Raw genomic sequence first — 24,737 nt, 5'->3', positions numbered from 1 at the left:
TAACTCTTCGTGAGTGAAGGGAGATCTTGCATGGTGGGGGGATTTTCGGATACCTCCGCCAATGGCGTAGCGTGTCAGGCGCCTGCGAAAAATCTGTTACAAGGAAAACCGGTTTGTCAGGATCACGGTCAAGAGGTTCCCGGTCCCCGAACATGCGTTTGATGCTGCTGGCATCCGCATGTCTTCTCCCGACCGCTCTCGGTGTGGCGGAGGCCCGCTCTGCTCGTCAGCACCAGACATCAGGTGCAACCTCAGGCAACAACGTGATCCAGGCCATTTCGGTCACTGGTAACACGCGTATCGAGACCAGTACGGTTCTGTCGTACATGGTTGCTCAGCCGGGTGACTCTTTCAATCAGGACGATCTGGATCGATCCCTGAAGACGCTCTATGCAACGGGCCTTTTCAAGGACGTCACCCTTCACCGCGATGGTAATACGCTGCTGGTGAATCTGGTTGAAAATCCGATCGTCAATCGTATTGTCTTTGAAGGCAATCATGCCCTGAAGGATGAGGATCTCCGTAAGGAAATCAGTCTTCGTCCCCGTGCGGTATTTTCGTCTCAGACCACGGCTGCCGACCGTCAGAAGATTTTGAATCAGTATGCAGGCAAGGCGCGTTTCGGCGCGACGGTCACGCCGCAGATCATCAAGCTCTCTCACAACCGTGTCGATGTTGTTTTCAAAATCAACGAGGCTCAGCAGACGCTGATCCACAAGATCGTTTTTGTTGGCAACCACGCTTTCAGTGAAGCACGTCTGGCACAGGTGATCTCGTCCAAGGAGAATACCTGGTATCGCTTCTTCTCATCCTCGGATGAGTATAATCCTGAGCGTATCAAGTACGATGCGGAGCTTCTGCGACGCTTCTACCTTCACAACGGATTTGTCGATTTCCACATGATCGACGCGACGGGCGAGCTTTCTCCCGATCATAAGTCTTTCTACGTGACGTTCACCATTCATGAAGGTGAGCAGTATCGCATTGGCAAGATGGACGTTCGTTCCACGGTGCGTCGTGTGACGCCGGAAATGATGCGCAAGCACATCGAGCTGTTCAAGCATCAGATCTATGACGGCACTGCCATCCAGCATAACACGACAAACATGCAGGAGTGGTTGCAGGCTCAGGGGCATCCGTTTGCGATGGTGCGCTCTGAAATCGCCCGTAATCCGGAAAAGCGGATTGTTGACCTTCTGTTTGATGTGACTGAAGGGCCGCATGTGTATGTCGAGCGTATTGACATCAACGGCAACACCATCACCCGGGATAACGTGATCCGACGCAACCTGCCCATGGCAGAGGGCGACCCGTACACCCCGTTTGACAAGAAATATTCCAAGTTGGCCCTTCAGGACCTCGGATATTTCAGCACGGTATCTGTTGATCAGACGCAGGGCTCCGCTCCTGATCGTGTGAACGTGTCTGCCAACGTGGTTGAGAAGCCGACAGGTGAGTTCTCACTGGGTGGTGGTTACTCCACAGACGTTGGTGTGTTGGGTAATGCGTCCATCAAGCAGCACAACATGCTTGGCACGGGTATTGACGCCGGTATCTCGGGTACGGTTGCGTACTATGAGAAGCAGGCTGACATCTCCATTACGGATCCGTACTTCCTGAACCGTAACCTGGTGGCTGGCGCTGATTTCTACTTCATCCAGAACAACTACCAGACGTATCAGAGCTACAAAGAATCCCAGTACGGCATGAGCCTGCGTCTCGGGTATGCGTATAACCGCTATCTGTCGCAGTCCTTCAGCTACACGCTGGTCGATCGTCAGGTTGGCAACTTCTATGATGCCGCAACGGTTGCAGCTGACCCGTCCTATATCGAATGGGTGCCGTCTGTTTACGTTCAGCAGTCTGCAGGTTGGTCGCTCCTGTCGCAGCTGAGCACCTCCCTGACCTATGACCGTCGTGACCGTCGTATGAATCCTCATGACGGTTACATGATGAAGCTGGGCGGTGATTTCGCGGGTGTTGGCGGAAACGCCAAGTATTTCCGTGTGAAGGCTGATGGCGCGTACTACCTGCCGCTGGACAGCATTACTGGCAGCCATGACTGGACCATGCAGTTCAAGGGCGGCGTGGGCTACATGGGCGACTGGGATTCCAACAGCAAGCGCAACATCATTGATAACTTCTATCTTGGTGGTGAAAACCTGCGAGGCTTCCTGCAGGGTGGTGTAGGCCCGCGTTCTGGCCATATCTGTACGGGCGCATATGTCAGCGGGTCCTGCCCGACGCTTGATTATCTTCCGCGTCAGGGCCAGGAAGATCTGCTGGGTGGCCGTTTCATGTACACGGCTTCCGCGCAGCTGAACTTCCCGATGCCGATGGGCGACGATCTTGGTATTTCCGGTCGTTACTTTGTCGATGCTGGTAGCCTGTCGAGCGTGCGTGTGCAGAAGAAGTACACAGACTATTCTCGCCGCTTCGAGGCCGGGTATCCTTATACCCCGATCAATGGTGACACCATGATCCCGCGTGTTTCCACCGGTCTTGGTATTTCCTGGAAGAGCCCGTTCGGCCTTGTGAATATTGATGGTGCCATTCCGCTGCGTAAGGAAAAGGGCGATCGTCTTTACCCGCTGCGCTTTGGCTTCGGACAGCAGTTCTAAGAACTGCGTGTCTGATTTCGAGCTCCAAGCAATTCCATCCCCTTTCCCAGAGGTGGTTATGACCTTTATTTCCCTGATGCGCCCGGCTTCGGTCGGTGCGCTTCTGGCTGCGACGGTTCTTGCTGTTGCACCCGCTGCTCACGCCCAAGCCGCCAACAACGGTGGATGGTTTGTTCCCAAGGCCGCACATCCGGATGCACCGGCTGCTGCACGTCCGGCACCTCGCCGTAGTGTGCCTATGGCTGAGGCGCCTGTTGAAGACGAGCAGGCTGCTCCGAATGCGCAGCAGGCTCCACCGGTTCTGCCGTTGCCGCCGATCCCTAATCCGCCAACTGTTGCGAAGGGCGCTGCGCCGCCAGCAGCAGTTATCGGTGTGATCAATGTCCAGGCTGTCATGCAGATGTCGTCTGCTGCGCAGGAGATCCAGCAGGTTCTTGGCGCACGTCGTGACAAGCTGGCACAGGCTGTGCAGCGTGAAGAGGGTGCATGGCGTGGTGAGCAGCAGAAGCTGCAATCCGAAGCCCGCAGTCTTACAGCCGACCAAATCCAGCTTCGTGAGCGCCATCTTCAGGAGCGTCGCGCCAAGGATCAGCGCGATTTTGGCAATCAGGCTCGCATTGTTCAGGAAGCCGCGCAGGTCGCCTTCCATCAGATCGAGCGTGAGCTTGAGCAGGGCAACGGCATCATTGCCGCCGTTGCTGGTGCGCATAACATGAACCTGGTTCTGCATGCCGAGCAGGTTGTGCTGCATGTGGGCGAGCAGGACATCACGGAAGAAGTGGCAAACCAGCTAAACAAGACGCTGCCACACGTGTTTATTCCTGACGAAGGCGTTGATCCTGAGCAACTTGCCAAATCTGGCAAGATGCCAACGACGGCAGACGAACAGCGTGCGCCGCAGGGTCCTGAACAGGCAGCGCCGGCTTCGGCTCCAGCGCAGCCTGAGTCCGTTCTCCGGCAGCGTCACTGAGGCCTGATCCCGTGGCTGATAAGGTACTCACCGAAAACCGACCTGGTGATGAGCGCTTCTTCCTGAGAGCTGGACCTTTTGGTCTGGCTCATCTTGCGGAAGTATCGGGAAGCGAGGTTCGTTCCGCTGCTGAAGGGCAGGAGGATCAAGTCAGTTTCCGCGGGGTTGCCCCATTGCACGTTGCGGGACCGGAAGACGTGAGTTTTCTGGATAATCGCCGCTACCTGCCTCTTCTGGAAAAAACGCGTGCAGGAGTGGTGATTCTTGCGCCGGCTTTTGCCGACAAGCTGCCAGCACATACGGCGGGTCTTGTCTGCAAAACGCCCTACCTTGCATGGGCACGCATTGCAGCGCTCTTTCATCCCGCACCGTCATCGACGGGTGTTCGCCATCCTTCGGCTTATGTCAGTGAGACGGCTGAGATCGGTGAGAATGTCGAGATTGGGGCTTTCGCTGTTGTCGAAGACGGCGCGAAAATTGGCCCGGGCACGCTGATTGGTGCGCATGCCGTGATTGGCCAGAGTGTCGAGATTGGTGAGCGTTGCCGCATTGGCAGCCATGTTAGTCTGACGCACGCCCGTGTCGGGAACAGGGTAACACTGTATCCAGGCGCCCGCATTGGTCAGGACGGATTTGGTTTTGCTGTCGGCCCTGCTGGTTTCGAGACCGTGCCGCAGCTTGGTCTGGTTGTCATTGAGGACGACGTTGAGATCGGTGCTAACTCAACGATTGATCGTGGCTCCATGCGCGATACGATCATTGGGGCAGGTACGAGGATCGATAATCTGGTTCAGATCGGACACAATGCTCAGCTCGGAAAATGCTGCATTGTTGTTTCGCAGGCTGGTATTTCCGGTTCGACCGAACTGGGCGACTTCGTCACAATCGCTGCTCAGGCCGGCCTGATCGGTCACATCAAGATTGGTGACAAGGCCCGTGTTGGGGCTCAGTGCGGTGTCATGTCTGACGTGGATGCGGGAGCGGATGTTATCGGCAGTCCCGCCATGCCCTTCCGGGAATTCTTCCGGAACGTAGCCACTTTGCGGAAGCTCTCCCGCAAAAGCGGCGACTGACCTTTCCGGTGACGGATGGTATCCCGTAGCCAGTTTTGCTAAGGGAGGCCATCCGCACTGCTCGGAGAGCAGAAAACTGACAAAATTTTCCCTTAGAAGGGCATGGTGAACAAAATGGATCGAGTGGACGCTCCGGCTGAAAAGACGACCCCGGCAGAAGGGGCTTCGGGAACGCACAAGGTTCCTGAGAGCATCGACATTCTGCAGATCATGCAGGCGATCCCTCACCGCTATCCGTTCCTGCTGATCGACAAGATGCAGGAAATCAAGGCTGGTGAGTCCGCTGTTGGCATCAAGAATGTCACGGTGAACGAGCCCTTCTTTCAGGGACACTTTCCTTCCCATCCGGTGATGCCAGGTGTTCTGATCATCGAAGCCATGGCTCAGACAGCGGCAACGCTCGTTGTCCTGACGCTTGGCAAGGCCTTCGAAGGAAAGCTGGTGTATTTCATGACCATTGAAGGCGCCAAGTTCCGCCGTCCGGTTGGGCCAGGTGATCAGCTTCGTATTGAGGTGGTCAAGGAAAGGTCCCGGGCGAACGTCTGGAAATTCAAAGGTACTGCACGTGTTGACGGCGTTGCTGTTGCAGAGGCAACCTTCAGTGCCATGATCATGGGCTGAACTGATGCAGATTGCAGGAAAACGATCCGATAGCGCTGAGATTCACGCGACTGCTCTTGTCGATGAACGTGCCCGAATTGGGGAAAATGTTCGCATTGGCCCCTGGTGCATCGTCGGGCCTCATGTGACACTTGGCGACGGTGTGCACCTGCATGCTTCGGTGATTGTCGACGGGCACACGACCCTGCGTGAGGAAGTGGAAGTCTATCCGTTCGTCACGATCGGGATGGCACCGCAGGACCTCAAATATGCTGGCGAGCCGACACTTTGTGAGATCGGCGCGAAAACCATCATCCGTGAAAACGTCACCATTCATCGTGGAACGGCGCAGGGACATGCTCTGACGAAAATCGGTGCGTCCTGTTTGATCATGGCGAATGCTCATGTGGCGCATGACTGTGTTCTCGGTGATCGTGTGATTATCGTGAACAATGTTGTCATGGGTGGTCATGTCGAGATTGCTGATGATGCGAAGGTCATGGGATCAGCAGCGCTCCATCAGTTCGTGCGCATTGGGCGCGGCGCTGTTGTTGGTGGCGTTTGTGGTGTCGAGATGGATGTCATCCCCTACGGAAGTGTTCTCGGGAACCGCGCCCGTTTGGTCGGTCTGAATTGGATCGGATTGAAGCGGTCTGGTGTGGGCCCGGAAGAAATGCAGGCCATGCGTCGTGCGTTCCGGACGCTTTATCCGCGTCATGGCAGTACGGATGTGGTGCTTGAAGCCCGACTTGCGGACGTGCGCCGTGAATATGGGCATTTGCAGCGCATTGCTGAAATGCTGGACTTTATGGAAGCGCCAAGCCGCCGCGGGCTGACACGTGTGGCCCGTAATGAGGGGCTTTCCGAAACCGAAGGGGCCTGAGCGTGATGGGGGCAGGTTGCGTCGGTATTCTGGCCGGGGCGGGCCCCTTGCCTGCAAAGGTCGCTGCGGCTGCCCTGGAAAAGGGGAAGTCGGTTTTTGTGGTCGGCTTTCGTGATTTCGCGGACATGGCCCGTCTGGCACCTTATCCACATGAAATCATCCGCCTTGCTGCTGTAGGAGAAATCCTGACAGCCCTTAAAAAGCATGGATGCAGGGAACTGGTTCTGATCGGGCCGGTTCGGCGCCCTGCATGGCGTGACCTTCGCCCTGATGCGGAAGGGGCGCGTGTTCTTGCACGTCTGGGACGCGCAATTTTCCTTGGCGACGACGGGCTTCTCGGAGCAGTTGTACGCGTGCTCGGGGAAGAAGGGTTCATTGTTCGTGGCGCCCATGAATTCCTTGATCATGCTACCGGTAAGAGCGGGACGCTTGGTCGCGTTGTGCCAGACGAACAGGCGCGTCAGGACATAGCGCGTGGTGTTCAGGTGCTGCGGGCCATGGCTGCGCTGGATATCGGGCAGGGGTGTGTCGTTCAGAGCGGTCTGGTTCTGGCTGTCGAAGCTCTTGAAGGCACGGATGCCATGCTGGGACGCTGCGGCAAACTGATGCAGGCTGGCAGTGGCGGCGTTCTTATCAAAATGCCCAAGAGCGGACAGGACCTGAGGGCAGATATGCCGACAATAGGTCCTGAGACGCTGGAAAATGCGGCCCGGAACGGATTGCGGGGCGTTGCGTTTCAGCCTGGTGTCACGTTGTTGACAGACCCTGACCGCTGCGTCGCCTTGGCTGACCGATACGGACTATTCCTTTACGGGCTGACAAGCGAAGATCTGAAAGAAGAAAAATGAGCACATTTCTGCACACGATGGTTCGTATTCGAGACATTGATCGCAGTCTGGCGTTCTACAGCCTTCTTGGCATGAAAGAACTGCGCCGCAAGGAAGTTCGTGAAGGCCGTTACACACTCGTTTTCATTGGATTCGCTGATAATGAGAACGGACAGGCGGAAATTGAGCTGACCTATAACTGGGATCAGGAAACGGATTACGACGTTGGCACTGGATTCGGCCATTTTGCGATTGGCGTGCCGGATGTGGCTGCGCTTGTAGAGGCTGTTCGGATCGGCGGCGGCAAAGTGACCCGTGAAGCCGGGCCACTGAAGTTCGGCACGATCATCATTGCTTTCGTGGAAGATCCAGACGGCTACAAGATCGAGCTTATTGAGAAGAAGTAGGTTTCTTTAGGAGGCGCAGTGCTTTTTCCAGCGCCTCGACAATTGTTCCTGCATGTTTTCTGACGGATTCGTCTGAATGGGATGTCAGGATGTCCGCACACAGCATTGCCGGGGACAGGGCATTTCGCAGATCATGTCGAAATGCTTTGGAGTCGTCAGTTGATGACGGTGGTAGAGCGGGATTCTGGCTCATATCCTTAAGTTCCTGAGGGTGTAGCATTGACAGGGGAGGGTCGGGTGAGTACAAGCCCGGGTCTCATTCACCGGGCGTTTCGTGCGCCCGATCGACGCGGATGTCCAGAGAGGCGTCTGCATGGTTTTAAAGGATCGATGTCATGAAGCGCACGTATCAACCCTCCAAGCTGGTTCGTAAGCGTCGTCACGGTTTCCGTGCACGTAGTGCTACAGTCGGTGGCCGCCGCGTGCTGGCAAACCGTCGCACCAAGGGCCGCTCGAAGCTCTCCGCCTGAGCCGGAACCACACAGCTGGCCGCCTGAAAAAGCGGCCGCAGTTTCTGCGTGTTGCCGGGAAGGGGCGTAAAGTCGCTACCCCGGGAATGGTTGTGCAGATGCTGCAGGATGATAGCCAGCCTGATAGCCGTGTCGGCTTTACCGTCACGAAAAAGGTTGGAAACTCTGTCATTCGTAACCGCACAAAACGCCGCCTCCGTGAGGCGCTGCGTCTTGTAGCGCGTGAGGACGGTCTTCCTTTGGGAGACTTTGTCCTGATCGGCCGCGACGGTACGCGCCGACGAGAATTTCCCCTTCTTCAGGATGATCTTCGTAAAGCGCTCTGCAAGGGCCTGGAAAAATGACACGCCTTTTCAATAAGGCTGTCACTGTCTTTCTGCTTGCGTTGATTGACGCTTACAAGCTCTTCATCAGTCCGTATCTGGGCCGAAACTGTCGTTTTGAACCTGGGTGCAGCACCTATGCCATCATGGCGATCAAGGGGCATGGGCCTGTTCGGGGCGGCTGGCTGGCATTGAAGAGAATCCTCCGCTGTCACCCCTGGTCAAAAGGGGGATGTGACCTCCCGCCCGAGGCTCATCGGCATTAAAAACGCGTGCGCCTATTGTTTTGGTAACGGTTTTCGGCCACTTGAGGCTCAGCATTCCTCCGTTAGAGACGAAAGACCGGCATCAGCCCGATGGAAATCAAGCGCATCATTGCGGCCATTATCCTCTCGGCCCTCATCCTGATCGGTTTCGACTATTTCATGCCGAAACCCCGTCCGGACAGTCATCCGGCTGTGACGCAAACCACTGCGACACAGTCTCCGTCCACTCCGGCTGTTGCTGGTCCGGCTCAGGCCTCGCCTGAACCGGAAGTGGTCGCTCGTCGCATTGCGATTACCAGCGACGACGTGCAGGGCTCCCTGAACCTCAAGGGTGCGCTTCTGGATGATGCGGTGCTGACGAAGTACCGTGCCACTCTTGCAAAGGACAGTCCGCTTGTCCGTCTGCTGGACAAGCCCGGCAGCGAGCATCCGAACTTCTTCGTAATTGGCTGGAGCAACGCTCCGGGGTCCAATGCGAAGGTTCCGGATCTTAACACGGTCTGGACCAGTGCGGACGAGGCACTCTCTCCTGGCCACCCTGTCACACTGACATGGGATAACGGCGAAGGTCTGATCTTCTCGATCCACCTTTCAGTTGACGAGCATTATATGTTCTCGGCTGTGCAGGCGGTGGAGAATCATTCCTCCCAGCCTGTTGCGCTGCTTCCGTTCCAGCGTGTGCAGCGTGACTATCAGGCTCCGGAAGGTTTCTGGACGGCACATGAAGGCCCTATTGCCGTCATGGACGGTCGCCTGAACGACGAGACCTACAAAAACGTTCGCAAGGGCGCTGAGCATCCTGACCACACGTTCTGGGCCAAGGGCGGCACAGGTGGCTGGGGCGGTATCAGCGACAAGTACTGGCTGACGGCGGTCGCACCTGACTCCACGTCTTCTGTGACGGCAAGCTTTGCTTACGTTCCGGAAAATGCAGGGTCCTATCGTATCGGCTTCGTGTCTCAGGCTCCGCAGCAGATCATGCCGAATGGCACTGTTACGCAGACGAGCCATCTTTTTGCTGGTGCAAAGGTACCAAGCCTTCTGCAGGCTTACAGCAGCAACCTGCACATTACGGATCTCGACAAAGCCATCGACTTTGGGTGGTTCAGCTTTCTGACGCGTCCGATCCTGTATCTGCTGCACTGGCTGTATCTGCATCTGGGCAATTTCGGTCTGGCGCTGATGGCGCTGACGCTGATCGTCAAGATTGTGCTCTTCCCGCTGGCATCCAAGGCGGCGGGATCTTCAGCGCGCATGCGTCTGCTGGCCCCGAAGATCAAGGAGATCCGCGAGAAGAACAAGGACGACCCGATGGTGATGAACCAGAAGGTCATGGCGCTCTACCGCGAAGAGGGTGTTAGCCCTGCCAGTGGGTGCCTTCCTGTTCTGATCCAGGCCCCGATCTTCTTCTGCCTCTACAAGATGCTGAACATCAGCATCGACGAGCGCCATGCCCCGTTCTTCGGCTGGATTCACGATCTGTCCGTCCCGGATCCGACGAACATCTTTAACCTGTTTGGTCTGATCCCCTTCGACCCGACTGTATATTTCTCCTTCCTGCACGTCAGCATCTGGGGAGCTGCACTGGGCGTGACTTTCTGGCTGCTCCAGCGCCAGACAATGGTCAGCATGGACCCGGCTCAGGCCCGCATCATGCAGTTCATGCCGCTGGTCTATGTGTTCGTGATGTCCAACTTCCCGGCCAGCCTTCTGGTTTACTATACGTGGAACAACCTGCTGACATTCGCCCAGCAGTCCTTCATTCAGAGCCGTGCCAAGCTGCCGGTTCCTGTTACTAAAAGTGGACGCTGAGACACCATGAAAGAAGCCGCTGGCCCTCCTACCCCTGAACAGATCGAAGACGGTCGCCTGCTCTTCGCAGGGGAGTGCGAGTTCTTTTTTGGTTCACAGAAGATCGACCAGCTTCCGCCGGTCGGTCGGCCGGAAGTTGCTTTTGCCGGGCGTTCTAATGTTGGCAAGTCCAGCATCATCAACGCCCTGACCGGGCGTCGTGCGCTGGCGAGAGCATCTTCGGAGCCGGGGCGCACCAAGCAACTCAACTTCTTCAATCTCGCGGACCGCATTTCTCTTGTGGATATGCCCGGTTACGGTTTCGCGAAGGCTGCGAAATCCGTCAAGGAAGACTGGCAGAACATGATGTTCGCCTATCTTCGTGGACGGACCACGCTGGCCCGCGTCATTCTGCTTCTGGATGCGCGAATTGAGATCAAGCAGTCCGACAGGGACGTCATGGATCTGCTGGGGCGTGCGGCTGTGGTATTCCAGATTGTGCTCACCAAGTGCGATCAGGTTCGGCCGACTGCACTGAAAGCCAAGATTGCAGAAGTTGAAGCGATCGCTCTTAAGCAGGCTGCGGCCTACCCAAGGATCGTCTGCACCAGCAGCCAGACCGGGGAAGGGATTGAAGATCTCCGCGCGGAGATTGCCCGTTTCGCAGATCCTGTTCAGACGTCAGGGGAAGGAGATGTCCGGCCATGAGTAAAAAGACCCACAGTGAAAAGCTACCGGAGATTCCCCCGGCGGTGAATATGGATGATGCCCAGCAGCAGGCTGCTATTCTTGCAAGCGCGCTGCCGTACCTGCGTCGTTATGCCGGTGACACGATCGTCGTAAAGTATGGCGGTCATGCAATGGGTGAGGGCAAACTCGCCAGTGCTTTCGGGTATGACATTGCCCTGCTGAAACTGGTCGGAATCAATCCGATCGTTGTGCATGGTGGCGGTCCCCAGATCAGTTCCATGCTGGATCGTCTCAATATACGTTCAGAGTTTGTGGATGGTCTGCGCGTTACCGATAGTGCCATGGTCGATGTGATCGAGATGGTTCTGGCCGGGAGTGTGAACAAGCAGGTTGCCCAGCTTATAAACCGTGCTGGCGCCATGGCTGTTGGAATTTCGGGCAAGGATGGAAGTCTGATCCAGGCCCGTAAGGTCACCCGCACACGCCGCGATCCGGACAGCCAGATCGAGAGCGTCATTGACCTCGGTTTCGTAGGGCAGCCTGAGAAGATTGATCCGCGCGTTCTTTATGCTCTGCTTGGCTCAGGTTTGATCCCCGTGATTGCGCCTGTTGGCGCTGGCGAGAATGGTGAGACCTACAATATCAATGCCGACACGGCAGCAGGCGCGATTGCCGGTGCAGTTCATGCATCACGACTGCTGATGCTGACGGACGTTCCGGGCGTGCTGGACCGTGAGGGTAAGCTGATTGAAGAGCTGAGCGCAGAAGAAGCGCGCAATCTCATCAAGGATGGCACGATTTCCGGCGGCATGATCCCGAAAGTTGAGACCTGTCTGGACGCTGTTCAGAGCGGTGCCAAAGCTGCGGTTATTCTCGACGGTCGCGTGCCCCACACCTGCCTTCTGGAACTCTTTACCCGAGCAGGTCCAGGAACTCTTATTAAAGCCTGATTTGGCTTATGGCGCTTCGTGTGAGAAGCGCCATTTTTTTTGCTCTTCTTCTCCGGTCTGGAGAGCCTGACTGGCTCTTTCCAGAAGATTATCTGCCGTGTTTTCCGGATCATTCGCTTCGCGGCACATCAGTCCGATGTGTAACGGGAGATGCACTGGTGGATTAATTAGGATCGGGATGCCATGCGCCGTCATCCGTTCGGCACGCTCAGCCATAGCGAAGCGATCCCCTCCGTCCAGCCACAGCGCAAACATGTTGCCACTAAGCCGGGCAATAGCATCGGTTGGGCGTACGGCTTTGCGGAGTAAGGCAACGCATTGCGTGAGCGCTTCTTCTCCTGCCTGAAATCCATGTGTTTGGGTTATTTCGCTCAGGCCGGGAACATGCGCGATCATGAGGGTCGCCGCGAGGCAATCACGATCCAGACGCGGAATGCGTCGCTCCATTTCCTGCTTCAGACCTTCCCAGTTCAAAAGGTTGGACGAGAGGTCATAGTGAGCGCCCTTCAGGACGTTCCTGTGCAACCCTTCCAAATCTTGCAACGTCGCAATGAAGGCCAGAAGAGTACGGATAAATTCGATCTCTTCCGCTGACCACGGTGTTTCTTTCCAGCACAGAAGGCCGAGAGGTGCCTGGCTTCTGATGGCCTCGCACACCAACAGCGCGTGACGGGCCGCTGAGAAGAACTGAATGACGTCGTGATTGAGCAAAAAATCATACTGTTGCAGTTCACCCTGAAACTCGTCGGGAATTGGGGCGGATTGATGCAACATCAGACTATGATCCGAGGCTGTGAATGAGCTGAAGAGCAAGCACTCAGCCCCAAGTGCTTCCTGTACTTTGGAGAGAGCCGCTGCGATGCCTAGTCGCGGCAGAATGGCGCTGCGCATACAGGCCACGCTCTCTCGCAAGAGCTGAAAGCTTTGCGGGAAGGTCAGCTCGGTCACCGGAAGGGGCGGGCTTTTCAGGCCAATGTCATGCATTGCCGCAAAGGATCCATGATTTTGCGGCTGAACGTGCCGCATCGTTGAAGCGAGAGATATGCTGCGTCGTGAATCGATGTGAGAACACCGTCTGGCGTCTTGGGCATTCCGGGTTTTTCCAGAAGCGAAAGCGCTTGGATTTTTCATAGGATCAAAAGGTAAACAAAGCCTTAACGTTGGTCTGGATGTTGCTCACAGGGAAAGAGCCGTTGACAGCCGGGATCGGGGACCGCATGGTCCGGCGGTTTTCTGCTCCTTTTCCGGATTGGTCCTGATGCCTCACGATACGCTCCGCACCGCTATTGACGCTCTTTGGGAGCGTCGCGCTACTCTGAACGCCCAGACTGAGGGAGAGGACCGTGAGGTCGTCGAAACCGCTCTCAAAGGGCTGGACGCTGGTACGCTGCGTGTTGCCGAGCCGAGCGAAGATGGCTGGGTTGTCCATGAATGGCTGAAGAAGGCTGTTCTGCTCTCATTCCGCCTGTACGACAGCCGCGTGATGGTGGGTGGATGTGGCGGTCAGCCTGCTTTCGATAAGGTTCCGCTGAAGTTTGAAGGCTGGGATCAGTTCCGGTTTGCTGAAGCCGGTTTCCGTGCCGTTCCAGGTGCCATTGTTCGTCGCTCCGCGTTCATTGCGCCGAATGTTGTGCTGATGCCGAGCTTCGTGAACGTGGGTGCCCGGGTAGATAGCGGCACGATGGTCGACACCTGGGCGACGGTTGGTTCCTGCGCCCAGATTGGCAAGAGCTGCCATATCAGCGGCGGTGCAGGCATCGGTGGCGTTCTTGAACCGCTTCAGGCTGCTCCAGTCATCATTGAAGATGACTGCTTCATCGGTGCCCGTTCGGAAGTTGCTGAAGGTGTGATCGTGGAGAAGGGCTCCGTCCTGTCCATGGGCGTGTTTATCGGCGCCTCTACGAAGATTGTGGATCGTGCGACGGGTGAAATCTTCATGGGGCGTGTGCCGGCCTATTCCGTGGTTATTCCAGGTACGCTACCGCCGAAGGAGCCAGGTCAGCCGTCCCTCGCATGCGCTGTGATCGTCAAGCGCGTTGACGAGCGCACCCGCTCCAAGACGTCCATCAACGAACTGCTGCGCGACTAAAGTCATGCCGTCCCCCTCTTTTCCGACTGATCCTGTTGCTCTCGCGCAGGATCTGATCCGCTGTCAGTCCGTCACACCCGCCGATGACGGGGCACAGGCTCTTCTGGCGTCTGTGCTGGAAGGGATGGGGTTTGAAGTGGTCCATTTGCCGTTCGGGCCAGCGGACGCTCCGACGCCGAATTTTTACGCTAAAATTGGTACTGGGCGTCCGTCTCTCTGCTTTGCGGGCCATACGGATGTTGTTCCCCCCGGTGAAGGGTGGGCACACGATCCTTTTGCAGCGCAAATTCAGGATGGGCGACTGTATGGCCGCGGGATCGCGGACATGAAAGGCGGCGTCGCCTGTTCCGTGGCAGCCATCGCTCGTTTTCTTCAGAACAATACCCTCAAGGGGGCAATCTCCCTGCTCATTACAGGTGATGAAGAAGGCCCGGCTCATTTCGGTACGAAGCCTGTCATTGAATGGCTGGCGGCTCGAAACGATGTGCCTGATTTCTGCCTGCTCGGAGAACCCACAAATCCTTCGGCTCTGGGGGATACCATCAAGATTGGTCGCCGGGGCAGCATGAACGCGGACATTGTGGTTCGGGGCGTTCAGGGACACGTTGCCTATCCGCATCTGGCCGATAACCCCATCCATCGCCTCCTTCCGGCGCTCAGTGAACTGACTGGACGCTGCCTTGATGAGGGGACGAAGTGGTTCTCCCCGTCGTCATTGCAGGTTACGAGCGTTGACGTCGGCAACCCTGCGACGAACGTCATTCCCGCTGAGGCCAAGGCCCGCTTGAACATCCGGTTCAATGACTGTCACACCGGTGCTGCTCTGGCTGAGTGGATCCGTGATGTTGTGGCCCGGCATGCACCTGACAGTGACGTGACGGTTTCCATCAGCGGGGAGGCGTTTCTGACGCAGCCGGGCCCAGCAGTTCAATGTCTTGAGCGGGCTGTTCAGGATGTGACAGGGCGGCAGCCGAAACTCGATACGGGCGGAGGAACGTCTGATGCGCGCTTCATTTCGCAACACTGTGCCGTAGCGGAGTTTGGTCTGGTTGGGGCGACAATGCATAAGCGGGACGAGCATGTTGACGTCTCGACCCTTGAAGATCTGACGCAGATCTATCTGACGTTCATGGAAAGATTTGGCCTGTGACCCCAGACCGTCCAACCGGTATTCCCCCGCTTGGAGGAATGAGTATTCCACTGGGCGTCTGGCTGCTGGGGCGCGGACGTGCGGTGGGGATCAACTGTTTCTCCCCCGGGGTTCAGCCGCTGATGGCGGCTCTGGCACCCACCATTGCCATAACCCTGATCGAACTGGTGAGTGTCTTCCTGTTGCCAGCGGATCAGCGGGAATTGCAGGCCATACGCGCATTGGTTCAGCTGGTTTGCCCGTTGCTTCAGCTCATCGTCTCGGAACGTTATGCCGTGTTCGTGGGCCGGAAAGGCTTGTGGACCCGGTATGCGACGGCCTCGCTCTGGTGCGCGTGGCTACCGGTTATCATGATGATCATGGCCGAAGGCATCATGAGGATCATCCTGCCCGCTGCTGCCTCGTCTTCTGCTGCGCTGGCCGGTGTTGCGGTGGGTGTATGGCTCTATAGCCTGTGGCTAACCTGGTATGTCACACGGGTTGGACTTGTGATGACGGCATGGCAGGCCGCCATTATGACCGTATTGCAGACGGTGAGTGTGTTTGTCCTGATCGGCCTGCTCTTGCTGGTCCCACCGCATTACAATGCGATAGCCGATCTGTTCGGAGCTTAGGCGAACGGATCTTCCGGATAGCCGACGCCTGTGAGGCAGAGGCCATCCGGTGGAGAAGTCGGTCCCGCAGCGCAGCGGTTCCGGGCTTCCAACACTTCGCGCATCTTTTCCGGTGGCCACTGGCGAGAGCCCACCATGACCAGAGAGCCAACCATATTCCGGACCTGATGGTGCAGGAACGAGCGTGCCTTCGTATTCACGATGACCAGTTCGCCTTCCCGGTGAATGGTCAGAACATCAAGGGTGCGTACGGCACTACGTGCCTGACAGGCGATCGCCCGGAATGACGTGAAGTCGTGCGAGCCCAGAAGGTAGTTCGCGCCTTCCTGCATCAGGTCTACATCCAGAACGCGCTTGACGTGCCAGACGTGTGTTTCCTGCAAGGCGGGGCGCGCCTGGCGGTTCAGGATCTTGAACTGGTAGCTGCGCCAGATGGCGGAGAAACGTGCGCTCCAGTCCAGGCTGACCTGTGCGGCCTCCAGAACTACAACCCTGTGAGGCTTGAGGTAATAACCCATGCCATCGCGGATCTGGCGCCCGTTGATCTTGGCGTCGCCCGGGAAATCGATGTGAATGACCATTCCGGAGGCATGGACACCGGCATCGGTACGGCCTGCGGTGATGCTGGAGACCGGACGATTTCCAACAAGCCGAGACGCTGCCGCCTCAATGAGGCTCTGGATGGAGACGCCGTCTTGCTGTTTCTGCCACCCCACAAAGCCCGTCCCGTCATATTCGAGACGTAACGCCCAGCGGGAGATATCCATTTCAGTCAAAGCGTGTGCCTGCCGGAATTGCTTGTCCGCGTACGAAATCTGCAGCGTCCATCATGCTGCGTCCGGGTTTCTGGATACGGTCAATGCGCAGTGCGCCGGTGCCGCAGGCAATGGTCAGAGCATCGTCCAGTGCGCTACCGGCAACAGGTCCTGCAATTTCGGGGCGTGGGGTAGCTGCGCCGATTTTGAGGACGACACCGTTTAGCATCGTGAATGCGCCGGGCCATGGCGTCAGCCCCCGAATTTGGCGGTCAATGTCCTCGCAGGGACGTGACCAGTCGATACGTCCGTCTTCGCGCTTCAACATATGCGCGTATGTCACGCCGTCTTCAGACTGCGGCACAGGCTGAGGCTGCTCACTCAGTGCTCGAACAATCAGCCTGCCGCCAATTTCCGCCAGACGATCGTGGAGCGTGCTGGCGGTGTCTGACAGGCTGATTGGCGTGGCTTCCTCCAGCAGGACCGCGCCCGTATCGAGACCCTCGTCCATCTGCATGATGGAAACGCCGCTTTTGGTATCTCCGGCCACGATGGAGGACTGGATAGGCGAAGCTCCGCGCCAGCGGGGAAGCAGGCTTGCGTGAATATTCAGGCATCCCAGACGGGGGGCATCCAGCATGGCTTTCGGCAGGATCAACCCGTAAGCGGCGACTACTGCGGCGTCTGCATTAAGCGCGGCAAAGGCTTCATGCTCTGCTGCGTCCCGGCGAACGCGGGCAGGGGTACGCACTTCAATGCCTGCCGCTTCGGCGGCTTCATGGACAGGGGAGCGCCGTACGGCCTTGCCACGTCCTGCCGGACGAGGGGGCTGCGTATAAACGGCAACGATTTCGTGTCCTGCGGCCATGAGGGCATGCAGGGCCGGAACCGCGAAATCCGGCGTACCCATGAAGATCAGACGCATCAGAGATTAACGCCTTCTCAGCTTCTGCTCTTTGGCCAGGCGGCGCATGATCATGTTGCGCTTGAGTGTGGAGAGGTGATCCACGAACAGAATACCCTCCAGATGATCCATTTCATGCTGGATGCATGTGGCCAGCAGGCCATCAGCATCACGCTCGATGATCTCACCCGCGAGGTCGCGGTAACGCACGCGAATCGATTCGGGACGGATGACTTCCGCATACTGGTTCGGCAGCGAGAGGCAGCCTTCTTCCCGTACGGCCATCTGTTCGGAATCCGTGACGATCTCCGGATTGATGAGAACCATGGGTTCGCGGGGGGCATCTTCTTCAGCGACGTCCACAAGGGCAAAGCGCATATCAAGCCCAACCTGCGGGGCCGCGAGGCCAATGCCGGGAGCCTTGTACATGGCGGAAAACATACCTGGAAGCTGCTCACGCAGGAACGCCATGTCCTCTGCGCGGACGTCACGGGTGACCTGACGCAGCACGGGCGCAGGGGCAATCAGGATCGGGGTCGGCGGCACCGCGTCGATGCCGGACAGGAAATCGAATTCGCTCATGCCTTGCGATGTAGCGAGCGACGGCTGTTTATGCCAGTCCCGAGCAAGCATTTCCCGAGGCAGAACTTGCATAGAAAGCCTGCTCCACCATATCCTAGGGTCACGTCAGATGCCTCATGGAGGGTCTGGTTCCCGCTGTCTCGCTCATGGAGGAGGCTCTAGCCCTATGTCCGGTCGCTTGTTTACATCCCCGATGTTCCTTGGTTTTGATCATCTTGAGCAGATGCTCGAGCGTGCCTCCAAGTCTACGTCAGACGGTTACCCGCCCTACAACATCGAACAGCTGAGTCAGACGGCGCTCCGGATTACCCTGGCTGTAGCCGGGTTCGTGATGGATGACCTGCAGATCACGCAGGAAGACAACCAACTGGTGATCCGTGGACGTCAGACCGATGACAGCCAGGGACGGATCTTCCTGCATCGTGGTATTGCTGCACGGCAGTTCCATAAGGCGTTTGTTCTGGCTGAGGGCATAGAGATTGGCGGAGCATGGCTTGATAATGGCCTGCTTCATATCGATCTTCTTCGTCCGGAGCCTGAAGTCCGTGTCAAACGGATTGCTATCACGCAGGGACGGCGCACTGGCGGGAGCCCGCAGACGGTTCAGCACGAAGTTGTCCCGCCTGTGGTCAAGACGGCCCGGCGGACCCGGCCGGTGCGGGAACTCGACGACGAGTAAGTTACGTATCGACAGTATGAATGTCTCAACCTGACTGCGGCTGAAAAGGGCCCTCAGGTGTCAGTAAGGATTATGAATTGAACAACCCGTTCGAAAACAGTGATGGGCAGGAAGATGTGCTCCCCGCAGATCTGAGGCGGATCACGGGGCCGCAACTCCGGACGCTGGGCATGTCCCAGCTGGCCTATGTCAAATCAGTGCTGCATGACGGCGAGCTGATGGTGGCGATTCACGCTGCTGACGGCACACCGATGGCAGTCGCTGAGGATGAGGAAAGCGCTATGGACGCGATCCTCGAACATGAATTGATTCCTACTCTTCTTCAGTGAAGGTTCCGGCGTGAGCACTAATCCCGACATTACCCGCCATCTTGAAGAAAATCGTCTTGCTGGCGTCGTGACCCATAATGGCTTGGCTTATCTCGCCGGTCAGGTCGCGGATGATGCCACGCTGGATACTGAAGGCCAGACGGCTGATATCCTGCACCAGATTGACGTGCTTCTGGCGGATCTGGGTACCGACAAGACGCGTATCCTGTCTGTTCAGATCTTCCTGACCGACATCAACGAGATCGGGAACATGAACAAGGCCTGGGATGTATGGCTGGATACGGGCCATAAGCCCGCTCGTGCCACGGTTGAGGCCAAGTTGGCCGATCCGGACTGGCGGGTGGAAATTACGGCGATTGCTGCCCTGCGCTGAGCAGAAGCAGCTCCCAATAAAAAAGCGGTACGGCCAAAGAGGCCGTACCGCTTTTTTTGTTTGTCCGGGACCGTTCAGATCCCGGTATGGGTTTTATTCAAACGTGCCAGAAACGGAAACAACGGCAGCGAAGCCTGTGCCGACGCTGTAGGTCGGCTGGGATGCAGAGAGTGTCTTTCCATAGACACCGCGTGTTGTCGTGGCGTTGCCGGAGAAACCGTTAACCTGTGCCAGATAGTGATTGTCCCCGACATTCATGAGGCTCAGCATGGCCTTCGGGCGAACCCGACCGATTTTCGGAAGGTAGCGACCCAGCGAAATATCGGACGTGATGTAGGACGGAATGGACTGGTCATTCATCAGCGTTGCGTACTGTGAGTCTGTGTAGCGCAGGTTGAAGTTCGCAAAGTTGGTGCCGTCGTCATAGGTCAGGCCCAGAGCGCCGGTGAATTTCGGGGACGCGACTTCCTGCTTGCCCTTCGTGCGCAGATAGTCACCCTGATAGGCAATGTTGTTGCCAACACGCGTATGCATGAACTGGCCGGACGCATAGACGCTGATATGGTGCCAAGGGCGCGTTGAAATTTCAGCCTGTACGCCCTGTGCGCTTTCGCCACCCGCATCGATCGGCTGGCTGATCATGATGGTGGAGTTGGGAAGATACGAGACGCTGGTGATCTGGTGATGCGTCAGGTTGTAATTGAACAGCGCCACGTTGAACATGATATCGCCCGAATGGCGGTATCCGATTTCTTCGCCGATCATGTATTCCGGCTGAAAATTTGTCAGCGGAAGTGAGGCTTTGTTTGCGCTTGTGAAGCTGTAAACTGGCACCTGCGCCTGGAAGGAAGACGGTGCGCGATAGCCGGTCGTGCCGTTCACGTAGATCTGGTTTTTCTGATCAAACTGGTAGCTGATCAGGACCTGCGGGATGGGAACAAACATGTTCTCCACGGATTTGAAATTGGCTCCTGGCAGATCCTGACTGAAGCTGCGGGAGATCATGTTGGCGCGCAGGCCCGCGTCGATGGTCAGGCGGTCATGGAAGAGCTTGACCTGATCTTCCAGACCGATGGCGTTCAGCTGCTGAAAGCCATTGATGTTGTACTGGCTTACGGACACGTTGTTGAAGGCCGTCAGGTAGCCGTTATTCTCAGTGTACTGGCCGGATGCGTTGACTGGGTAATGGTTCTGGTACTCGGTATGGACCGCATAAGAGTACCAGTAGGAGAGTTTCAGCGTATTGAAGCCACGATGCCAGGCACCAACAAGGTTGATGCCGCTGGATGTCTGGACCCATGGGTGAATACTGATGGCCGTGACATTTCCGGTCTGGTCTTCATATCCGTTCAGGGATGAATATTGCTGGGTGCCGACATAGCCGTTGGATGCTGGAATATTGACGCCGTAGTTGTTGGGGCCGAACGTCTCGATGGCATAGGGTTCAGCATCAAGCGTCAGGCCATGTCCGAAGTCGAAATGGTTTTTAAGCGCACCGACTACGGCATTCGTCGCCTTGGTGTTGAGCTTGTAATAGAGGGTGTCGCCCTTGGTGTAGGTCCCGTGCGTGTTGTAGCCGGTGCCGTAGGTGTTCCACTGTGCCAGCGTCGGGTAGAGCCATTCCGTCTGGTTGGCTTTGTTGTATCCGAAAATCAGCTCGGAGCTGCTTTTGGGCGCCCAGCGCTTTTCGATGGCGGCATCCACATGCCAGCGATCCATCTGTCCCGGGCCGCGCCAGAGATTGGCGCTGGAATAAGAGCCGGATGCAAAAGCCCGGACGCCACTATGCCCGATTTCACCCGTATCGAAGCGAACGAATTCCTTATTCGTGCTATGCGTGCCGCCGGAGGCTTCCGCATAGGCTGTCATCTTGTCTGCTGGGTGCCGCAGGGACAGTGTCATCTGTGCGCCGTCAGCGTTGTAAACGGGTGCCGTGAGGTCTGACGAGCCCTGACTGACGGAGACGGACCCCAGGTTCTCGTTATCGACCATAGCGGACGTATAGGCGCCGTAAGTGAACGGGTCGGCGAGGGGAATGCCTTCATACACCATGCCGATCTGGGTCTGATCCAGGCCACGGATATGGATGGTTTCTGCGGTCGTGCTGAGCGGCCCCTCATTGGTGGCCTGCACGCCCGGAAGGCTGGAGACCAGAACGCCGGGCGTAACGGTCGGGGCCTGTTTGGAAATATAGTCCTGCGTGACGGTGCTGATGGTTTTGGCTTCCGTATGATGCACCATCATGCCGCCGCCCTGTGCCCGGCGACTGGCGCGAATGCTCATGCTCTCGGCTGAGTGGCCTTCCAGATCGTGTGGAACTTTTGGTGCGGATTTTGGAGCCGGAGCGACAGGCGTCTGTTTTGTCTGGGTTTTTCCGGTGTGATGGACGCGGGCATGTGCCGGACCGGTGCTGCAGATCAATGCTGGAACGAGTGCGGAGGCGCAGAGCAGATAAAAAGAACGTCTCTTGTAGGAAGGCATTGTTATTCCATCACACGGCACGTTTGGCCTGAGGCCACCTCCCGGAAGGAGGCATGGGTGGAACTACGGGCGCTTCCAGATCATTTCAAAGGATGTTTTTATGAACATGAAATGAAATAAATAAGTCATCATCATAAAACGTTCAAAACATTACGGTTGTCATATGTCTTGTATTGATCTGTCATCCCGTCGCTTCTGAGAAATGGATGACATCACATGAACCGCTTCACGTATGGACTGGTCTTTTCTTTCTTTGGTCTTTCATCATCGGCCTTGGCGCAGGAAATTCCCAAGGATTTACATCTGAATCAGGTTCAGATCATTGGAACCCATAATAGTTACAGAACAGATCTTTCCCCGGCGACGCTGAAATGGCTTCAGGCCGTTTCCCCCAAAGCCGCAGAAGCGTTGGATTACAAGCACACGACACTGGACCGGCAACTTGATGGTGGCGTTCGCCAGCTCGAAATTGATATTTATGCCGATACGCAGGGCGGCCAATACAGCCATCCAAAGGGGCCGGAGTGGGAGCGTAAAAGCGGGATTACCCCCGATGCTGATCCGGCATCTGCTGCAGCCATGCAGGGTACCGATTTCAAGGTCATGCATATTGTGGACATTGACCAGCACTCGAACTGCGAACCTTTCAGCAAATGCCTTCAGATCATCCGGACGTGGTCAGATGAGCATCCGGGGCATTTCCCGGTGTTCATTGATGTCGAAACGAAGCAGGACATTCCATTCAAAAGCGACAAGATGACATTCACGGTTCCCGAGACATTTACGCCTGTAACCTATGATCGTCTGGACAAGGAAATCACGGATATTATTGGCCGTGATCATCTTCTGATTCCTGACGATGTGCGGGGGACGGCATCCTCGGTCAATGAAGCGATCCGTACGAAAGGCTGGCCGACACTGGCGTCTGCGCGTGGCAAGATCATCTTCGTGCTGGATCGCCCTCAGGATACCGCCCGTTATGTGCTGAATCATCCGGGTCTGAAAGGGCGCGTTCTGTTCACCAATGGCCGACCGGGTGATCCGGATGCGGCTTATACGGAGGTCAATGAAGGTTTCGCCGGTCAGAAGGGCGCCTCTTTTGATAACGCTGAAGCCGCCCGGAAAATCCCGGAGCTGGTTCGGCAGGGTTATCTCGTGCGGACGCGGGCGGATGCCAACACGATTGAGGCGCGACAGAATGACCTGAGCCGCCGAGACGTATCTTTTAAGAGTGGCGCGCAGATTATCAGCACTGATTATCCGGCCATCGAGCCTGCGCCCTGGCATGACTACAAGGTTCAGTTTGCCAATCAGGCGGTGGCGCGGTGCAACCCGGTTTATGCGCCCAAGGACTGCCGGAATGGCGCTTTGATCAAGGACTGAGAATTTCAGACTGTTGGGTCATGAAGGGCGAGCAAGTGCTCGCCCTTTTTTGTGGATCAGAGCGTAGCGTCGAAAGCGACGTGTTCCGCCGTTTCGTCGCCGCTTCTCATGCAGTATGCCGCAAACATCGCAATCACGACGAAGCATCCCATCGGCACAATGTAGGCAAGCTGCATGTTTCCGCCGGTAGCGTCCGAGATGTAGCCCTGTAGAAGCGGAAGAATGCCGCCGCCACTGATGCTCATCACCAGAATGGACCCGCCATATGCGCGGTCATGGCCAAGTTCATCGACGGTCAGGCCATAGATGGTTGGCCAGCAAGGGCCGAGAAGTCCACTGACGAGGATGGCCGCGTACACAGCCGTGAAGTCATGCACCATCACCGCATAACCCAGCGCCACGATGCAGAGCAGACTGTAAACAAACAGAACACGCGCCGGGCGGGCGTGCCGCATGAAGAAGTTGGCTACCAGCTTGCCGACAAAGAACGCACAGAATGAGGCGATCAGGTACACGGAGGCCTGCCGCTCGTTGATGTGCCCCAGTCGCATAGAAAGCCGGATGATGAAGCTCCAGACGCCAACCTGTGCGCCGACATACAGAAACTGTGTCAGGATACCGAGGACAAAGCGCTTGTTGGCGAACAGCCGTTTGAGGGCGCCGGCCGTATCCAGTTCGTGGCTACGCTGCTGATCACGTCCTTTGCAGGCAGGATAACGCGTGACGCCAATCGCGATCATGACGACCAGCAGAACCCCGAGGATATAGACATAGGGCTGAAGGGTGGCGTGGATCATGCCGAGCTGATGCTGCCAGGCCTGAGCGGCGGGCATGGCGGAAAGCTGTTCGCGGGAAAGATCGCCATCCTTGAAAATCAGGTAGGCCCCCATGCTGGACCCCAGAATGGCTCCAATCGGCTGAAAGGCACTGGCAAAGTTCAGGCGATGCGTTCCGCGTCCCGGAGGGCCGAGCAGGGTGCAATAGGTATCGGCGGCAGTTTCGATGAAGACCAATCCTGCCGCGACGACAAAGAGTGCGACGAAAAAGATCTGGTATGTCGCGAAATGGGCAGCAGGGAAGAATAGGCAGCAGCCGATCAGATACAGGAGCAGCCCGAGTTGGATCGACCATTTGTAGCTGAAGCGCTTGATGATCATGCCCGCAGGAATGCCCAGCACGAAATAGCTGATGTAGAATGAGAACTGCACGAGCGCGGACTGAAAATCCGACAGCATGAAGGCTTTGCGGAACTGCCCGATCAGCACGTCATTGAGGCTCATTGCACAGCCCCAGAGGGAGAACAGGCAACACAGGAGGCCAAAAGCCAGAAGGGGTGTGCGGTTCAGATAAAAGCCGTCCAAGAGTTGGACGACAGGATCGGACTTGGCCACGGATTGCCTCACAGAAGTTTATTGAGCGCTAAAGTTTGGGATTGAGGATGTATCTGCGTGAGAGACGCATATGATTGGTTTGTTGTTATATTAAGCGGATATATCACACATAAAATGTTTTAAAAGCGATAATGCT

The 24,737-nt window shown here is 56.7% G+C and carries 26 protein-coding genes; 20 read left to right on the top strand and 6 right to left on the bottom strand.

The window, feature by feature from the left end:
- The first annotated feature begins 152 nt into the window (after window positions 1-152).
- The 13 genes from bamA (at window position 153) to argB (ending at window position 11,871) form a co-directional block, all read left to right on the top strand.
- Complete coding sequence (gene bamA / locus ABDK75_RS10710) at window positions 153-2,621, top strand: outer membrane protein assembly factor BamA (protein ID WP_086634460.1); 2,469 nt, start codon at window positions 153-155, stop codon at window positions 2,619-2,621.
- Window positions 2,622-2,679: 58 nt separating this feature from the next.
- Complete coding sequence (locus ABDK75_RS10705; protein WP_339405574.1) at window positions 2,680-3,591, top strand: OmpH family outer membrane protein; 912 nt, start codon at window positions 2,680-2,682, stop codon at window positions 3,589-3,591.
- Window positions 3,592-3,602: 11 nt separating this feature from the next.
- On the top strand, window positions 3,603-4,664 hold the full coding sequence (gene lpxD / locus ABDK75_RS10700) for a UDP-3-O-(3-hydroxymyristoyl)glucosamine N-acyltransferase (protein ID WP_099210560.1): 1,062 nt from the start codon (window positions 3,603-3,605) through the stop codon (window positions 4,662-4,664).
- 102 nt (window positions 4,665-4,766) lie between these two features.
- Window positions 4,767-5,285 carry a 3-hydroxyacyl-ACP dehydratase FabZ gene (gene fabZ / locus ABDK75_RS10695; protein ID WP_339405571.1) on the top strand — a complete coding sequence of 173 codons (519 nt, stop codon included), beginning with the start codon at window positions 4,767-4,769 and terminating at the stop codon, window positions 5,283-5,285.
- A 4-nt stretch (window positions 5,286-5,289) separates the two neighbouring features.
- On the top strand, window positions 5,290-6,147 hold the full coding sequence (gene lpxA / locus ABDK75_RS10690) for an acyl-ACP--UDP-N-acetylglucosamine O-acyltransferase (protein WP_046899779.1): 858 nt from the start codon (window positions 5,290-5,292) through the stop codon (window positions 6,145-6,147).
- Between the two features lie 2 nt (window positions 6,148-6,149).
- Window positions 6,150-6,995 carry an LpxI family protein gene (locus tag ABDK75_RS10685; protein WP_083956267.1) on the top strand — a complete coding sequence of 282 codons (846 nt, stop codon included), beginning with the start codon at window positions 6,150-6,152 and terminating at the stop codon, window positions 6,993-6,995.
- On the top strand, window positions 6,992-7,381 hold the full coding sequence (gloA, locus tag ABDK75_RS10680; RefSeq protein WP_046899777.1) for a lactoylglutathione lyase: 390 nt from the start codon (window positions 6,992-6,994) through the stop codon (window positions 7,379-7,381). The genes ABDK75_RS10685 and gloA overlap by 4 nt, the downstream gene beginning before the upstream one ends.
- Window positions 7,382-7,716: 335 nt before the next feature.
- Window positions 7,717-7,851 carry a 50S ribosomal protein L34 gene (gene rpmH / locus ABDK75_RS10675; RefSeq protein ID WP_010501271.1) on the top strand — a complete coding sequence of 45 codons (135 nt, stop codon included), beginning with the start codon at window positions 7,717-7,719 and terminating at the stop codon, window positions 7,849-7,851.
- Entirely contained in the window at window positions 7,848-8,195 is a 348-nt protein-coding gene (gene rnpA / locus ABDK75_RS10670; RefSeq protein ID WP_346006176.1) for a ribonuclease P protein component, read from the top strand. Before rpmH ends, rnpA begins: the two co-directional genes overlap by 4 nt.
- Window positions 8,192-8,440 carry a membrane protein insertion efficiency factor YidD gene (yidD, locus tag ABDK75_RS10665; protein ID WP_086634463.1) on the top strand — a complete coding sequence of 83 codons (249 nt, stop codon included), beginning with the start codon at window positions 8,192-8,194 and terminating at the stop codon, window positions 8,438-8,440. The genes rnpA and yidD overlap by 4 nt, the downstream gene beginning before the upstream one ends.
- A gap of 90 nt (window positions 8,441-8,530) precedes the next feature.
- Window positions 8,531-10,252 carry a membrane protein insertase YidC gene (gene yidC / locus ABDK75_RS10660; RefSeq protein WP_339405569.1) on the top strand — a complete coding sequence of 574 codons (1,722 nt, stop codon included), beginning with the start codon at window positions 8,531-8,533 and terminating at the stop codon, window positions 10,250-10,252.
- 6 nt (window positions 10,253-10,258) lie between these two features.
- Window positions 10,259-10,939, top strand: coding sequence for a ribosome biogenesis GTP-binding protein YihA/YsxC (gene yihA, locus ABDK75_RS10655; protein ID WP_086634465.1), 681 nt, complete (start codon window positions 10,259-10,261; stop codon window positions 10,937-10,939).
- On the top strand, window positions 10,936-11,871 hold the full coding sequence (gene argB / locus ABDK75_RS10650) for an acetylglutamate kinase (RefSeq protein ID WP_086634466.1): 936 nt from the start codon (window positions 10,936-10,938) through the stop codon (window positions 11,869-11,871). The genes yihA and argB overlap by 4 nt, the downstream gene beginning before the upstream one ends.
- Before the next feature lie 6 nt (window positions 11,872-11,877).
- Here argB and ABDK75_RS10645 read toward each other — a convergent pair whose 3' ends face one another.
- Window positions 11,878-12,855 (bottom strand): diguanylate cyclase domain-containing protein, encoded by a 978-nt coding sequence (locus tag ABDK75_RS10645; RefSeq protein ID WP_346005890.1) that lies wholly within the window; start codon window positions 12,853-12,855, stop codon window positions 11,878-11,880.
- Window positions 12,856-13,129: 274 nt separating this feature from the next.
- Between ABDK75_RS10645 and dapD the strand changes: the two genes are divergently transcribed.
- From dapD to ABDK75_RS10630, 3 genes are read left to right on the top strand one after another with little or no spacing between them, the layout of a single operon-like run.
- Window positions 13,130-13,960: a 2,3,4,5-tetrahydropyridine-2,6-dicarboxylate N-succinyltransferase gene (gene dapD, locus ABDK75_RS10640; RefSeq protein ID WP_346005889.1), complete on the top strand. Its 831-nt coding sequence runs from the start codon at window positions 13,130-13,132 to the stop codon at window positions 13,958-13,960.
- A 4-nt stretch (window positions 13,961-13,964) separates the two neighbouring features.
- Window positions 13,965-15,110 carry a succinyl-diaminopimelate desuccinylase gene (gene dapE, locus ABDK75_RS10635; RefSeq protein WP_346005888.1) on the top strand — a complete coding sequence of 382 codons (1,146 nt, stop codon included), beginning with the start codon at window positions 13,965-13,967 and terminating at the stop codon, window positions 15,108-15,110.
- Between the two features lie 38 nt (window positions 15,111-15,148).
- Entirely contained in the window at window positions 15,149-15,724 is a 576-nt protein-coding gene (locus tag ABDK75_RS10630; protein ID WP_174694767.1) for a hypothetical protein, read from the top strand.
- On the opposite strand, the gene truA is transcribed toward ABDK75_RS10630, so the two are convergent.
- From truA to def, 3 genes are read right to left on the bottom strand one after another with little or no spacing between them, the layout of a single operon-like run.
- A complete protein-coding gene (gene truA, locus ABDK75_RS10625) occupies window positions 15,721-16,491 on the bottom strand; it encodes a tRNA pseudouridine(38-40) synthase TruA (protein WP_046899768.1) in 771 nt (256 codons plus the stop codon). The two genes, ABDK75_RS10630 and truA, sit on opposite strands and share 4 nt — an antisense overlap.
- 1 nt (window position 16,492) lies before the next feature.
- On the bottom strand, window positions 16,493-17,404 hold the full coding sequence (fmt, locus tag ABDK75_RS10620) for a methionyl-tRNA formyltransferase (RefSeq protein ID WP_346005887.1): 912 nt from the start codon (window positions 17,402-17,404) through the stop codon (window positions 16,493-16,495).
- 6 nt (window positions 17,405-17,410) lie between these two features.
- Window positions 17,411-17,965 carry a peptide deformylase gene (gene def / locus ABDK75_RS10615; protein ID WP_046899880.1) on the bottom strand — a complete coding sequence of 185 codons (555 nt, stop codon included), beginning with the start codon at window positions 17,963-17,965 and terminating at the stop codon, window positions 17,411-17,413.
- A gap of 166 nt (window positions 17,966-18,131) precedes the next feature.
- On the opposite strand from def, the gene ABDK75_RS10610 reads away from it, so the two are divergent.
- The 3 genes from ABDK75_RS10610 (at window position 18,132) to ABDK75_RS10600 (ending at window position 19,346) form a co-directional block, all read left to right on the top strand.
- Entirely contained in the window at window positions 18,132-18,644 is a 513-nt protein-coding gene (locus ABDK75_RS10610) for an Hsp20 family protein (RefSeq protein ID WP_046899766.1), read from the top strand.
- Between the two features lie 77 nt (window positions 18,645-18,721).
- Window positions 18,722-18,973 carry a DUF1150 family protein gene (locus ABDK75_RS10605; RefSeq protein WP_046899765.1) on the top strand — a complete coding sequence of 84 codons (252 nt, stop codon included), beginning with the start codon at window positions 18,722-18,724 and terminating at the stop codon, window positions 18,971-18,973.
- Window positions 18,974-18,983: 10 nt separating this feature from the next.
- The gene (locus ABDK75_RS10600; protein ID WP_086634472.1) at window positions 18,984-19,346 is read left to right on the top strand and encodes a RidA family protein; all 363 of its coding nucleotides are present in this window, start codon (window positions 18,984-18,986) and stop codon (window positions 19,344-19,346) included.
- Window positions 19,347-19,439: 93 nt separating this feature from the next.
- On the opposite strand, the gene ABDK75_RS10595 is transcribed toward ABDK75_RS10600, so the two are convergent.
- Window positions 19,440-21,827: a TonB-dependent receptor gene (locus ABDK75_RS10595; protein WP_346005886.1), complete on the bottom strand. Its 2,388-nt coding sequence runs from the start codon at window positions 21,825-21,827 to the stop codon at window positions 19,440-19,442.
- 216 nt (window positions 21,828-22,043) lie between these two features.
- Between ABDK75_RS10595 and ABDK75_RS10590 the strand changes: the two genes are divergently transcribed.
- The gene (locus ABDK75_RS10590; protein WP_346005885.1) at window positions 22,044-23,210 is read left to right on the top strand and encodes a phosphatidylinositol-specific phospholipase C1-like protein; all 1,167 of its coding nucleotides are present in this window, start codon (window positions 22,044-22,046) and stop codon (window positions 23,208-23,210) included.
- Window positions 23,211-23,266: 56 nt separating this feature from the next.
- Here the strand turns inward: ABDK75_RS10590 and fucP are convergent, their stop codons facing one another.
- The gene (fucP, locus tag ABDK75_RS10585; protein ID WP_346005884.1) at window positions 23,267-24,601 is read right to left on the bottom strand and encodes an L-fucose:H+ symporter permease; all 1,335 of its coding nucleotides are present in this window, start codon (window positions 24,599-24,601) and stop codon (window positions 23,267-23,269) included.
- Window positions 24,602-24,737 lie beyond the last annotated feature (136 nt).

The sequence above is a fragment of the Gluconobacter sp. OJA genome (genome assembly GCF_039638325.1).
Taxonomy (GTDB): Bacteria; Pseudomonadota; Alphaproteobacteria; order Acetobacterales; family Acetobacteraceae; genus Gluconobacter; species Gluconobacter cerinus.
Note: the sequence above shows the minus strand (reverse complement) of the source record. Positions and strands in the feature narration are given on the sequence as shown.

Bases quoted from the DNA above. Each gene is read 5' to 3' on its own strand.
- ABDK75_RS10610 (WP_046899766.1), top strand. From the start codon at position 18,132: ATGTCCGGTCGCTTGTTTACATCCCCGATGTTCCTTGGTTTTGATCAT.
- fabZ (WP_339405571.1), top strand. From the start codon at position 4,767: ATGGTGAACAAAATGGATCGAGTGGACGCTCCGGCTGAAAAGACGACC.
- dapD (WP_346005889.1), top strand. From the start codon at position 13,130: ATGCCTCACGATACGCTCCGCACCGCTATTGACGCTCTTTGGGAGCGT.
- yidD (WP_086634463.1), top strand. From the start codon at position 8,192: ATGACACGCCTTTTCAATAAGGCTGTCACTGTCTTTCTGCTTGCGTTG.
- dapE (WP_346005888.1), top strand. From the start codon at position 13,965: ATGCCGTCCCCCTCTTTTCCGACTGATCCTGTTGCTCTCGCGCAGGAT.
- ABDK75_RS10645 (WP_346005890.1), bottom strand. From the start codon at position 12,855: ATGCATGACATTGGCCTGAAAAGCCCGCCCCTTCCGGTGACCGAGCTG.
- lpxA (WP_046899779.1), top strand. From the start codon at position 5,290: ATGCAGATTGCAGGAAAACGATCCGATAGCGCTGAGATTCACGCGACT.
- ABDK75_RS10590 (WP_346005885.1), top strand. From the start codon at position 22,044: ATGAACCGCTTCACGTATGGACTGGTCTTTTCTTTCTTTGGTCTTTCA.
- truA (WP_046899768.1), bottom strand. From the start codon at position 16,491: ATGGATATCTCCCGCTGGGCGTTACGTCTCGAATATGACGGGACGGGC.
- yihA (WP_086634465.1), top strand. From the start codon at position 10,259: ATGAAAGAAGCCGCTGGCCCTCCTACCCCTGAACAGATCGAAGACGGT.
- yidC (WP_339405569.1), top strand. From the start codon at position 8,531: ATGGAAATCAAGCGCATCATTGCGGCCATTATCCTCTCGGCCCTCATC.
- bamA (WP_086634460.1), top strand. From the start codon at position 153: ATGCGTTTGATGCTGCTGGCATCCGCATGTCTTCTCCCGACCGCTCTC.
- ABDK75_RS10705 (WP_339405574.1), top strand. From the start codon at position 2,680: ATGACCTTTATTTCCCTGATGCGCCCGGCTTCGGTCGGTGCGCTTCTG.
- ABDK75_RS10630 (WP_174694767.1), top strand. From the start codon at position 15,149: ATGAGTATTCCACTGGGCGTCTGGCTGCTGGGGCGCGGACGTGCGGTG.
- gloA (WP_046899777.1), top strand. From the start codon at position 6,992: ATGAGCACATTTCTGCACACGATGGTTCGTATTCGAGACATTGATCGC.
- fmt (WP_346005887.1), bottom strand. From the start codon at position 17,404: ATGCGTCTGATCTTCATGGGTACGCCGGATTTCGCGGTTCCGGCCCTG.
- def (WP_046899880.1), bottom strand. From the start codon at position 17,965: ATGAGCGAATTCGATTTCCTGTCCGGCATCGACGCGGTGCCGCCGACC.
- ABDK75_RS10595 (WP_346005886.1), bottom strand. From the start codon at position 21,827: ATGCCTTCCTACAAGAGACGTTCTTTTTATCTGCTCTGCGCCTCCGCA.
- rpmH (WP_010501271.1), top strand. From the start codon at position 7,717: ATGAAGCGCACGTATCAACCCTCCAAGCTGGTTCGTAAGCGTCGTCAC.
- argB (WP_086634466.1), top strand. From the start codon at position 10,936: ATGAGTAAAAAGACCCACAGTGAAAAGCTACCGGAGATTCCCCCGGCG.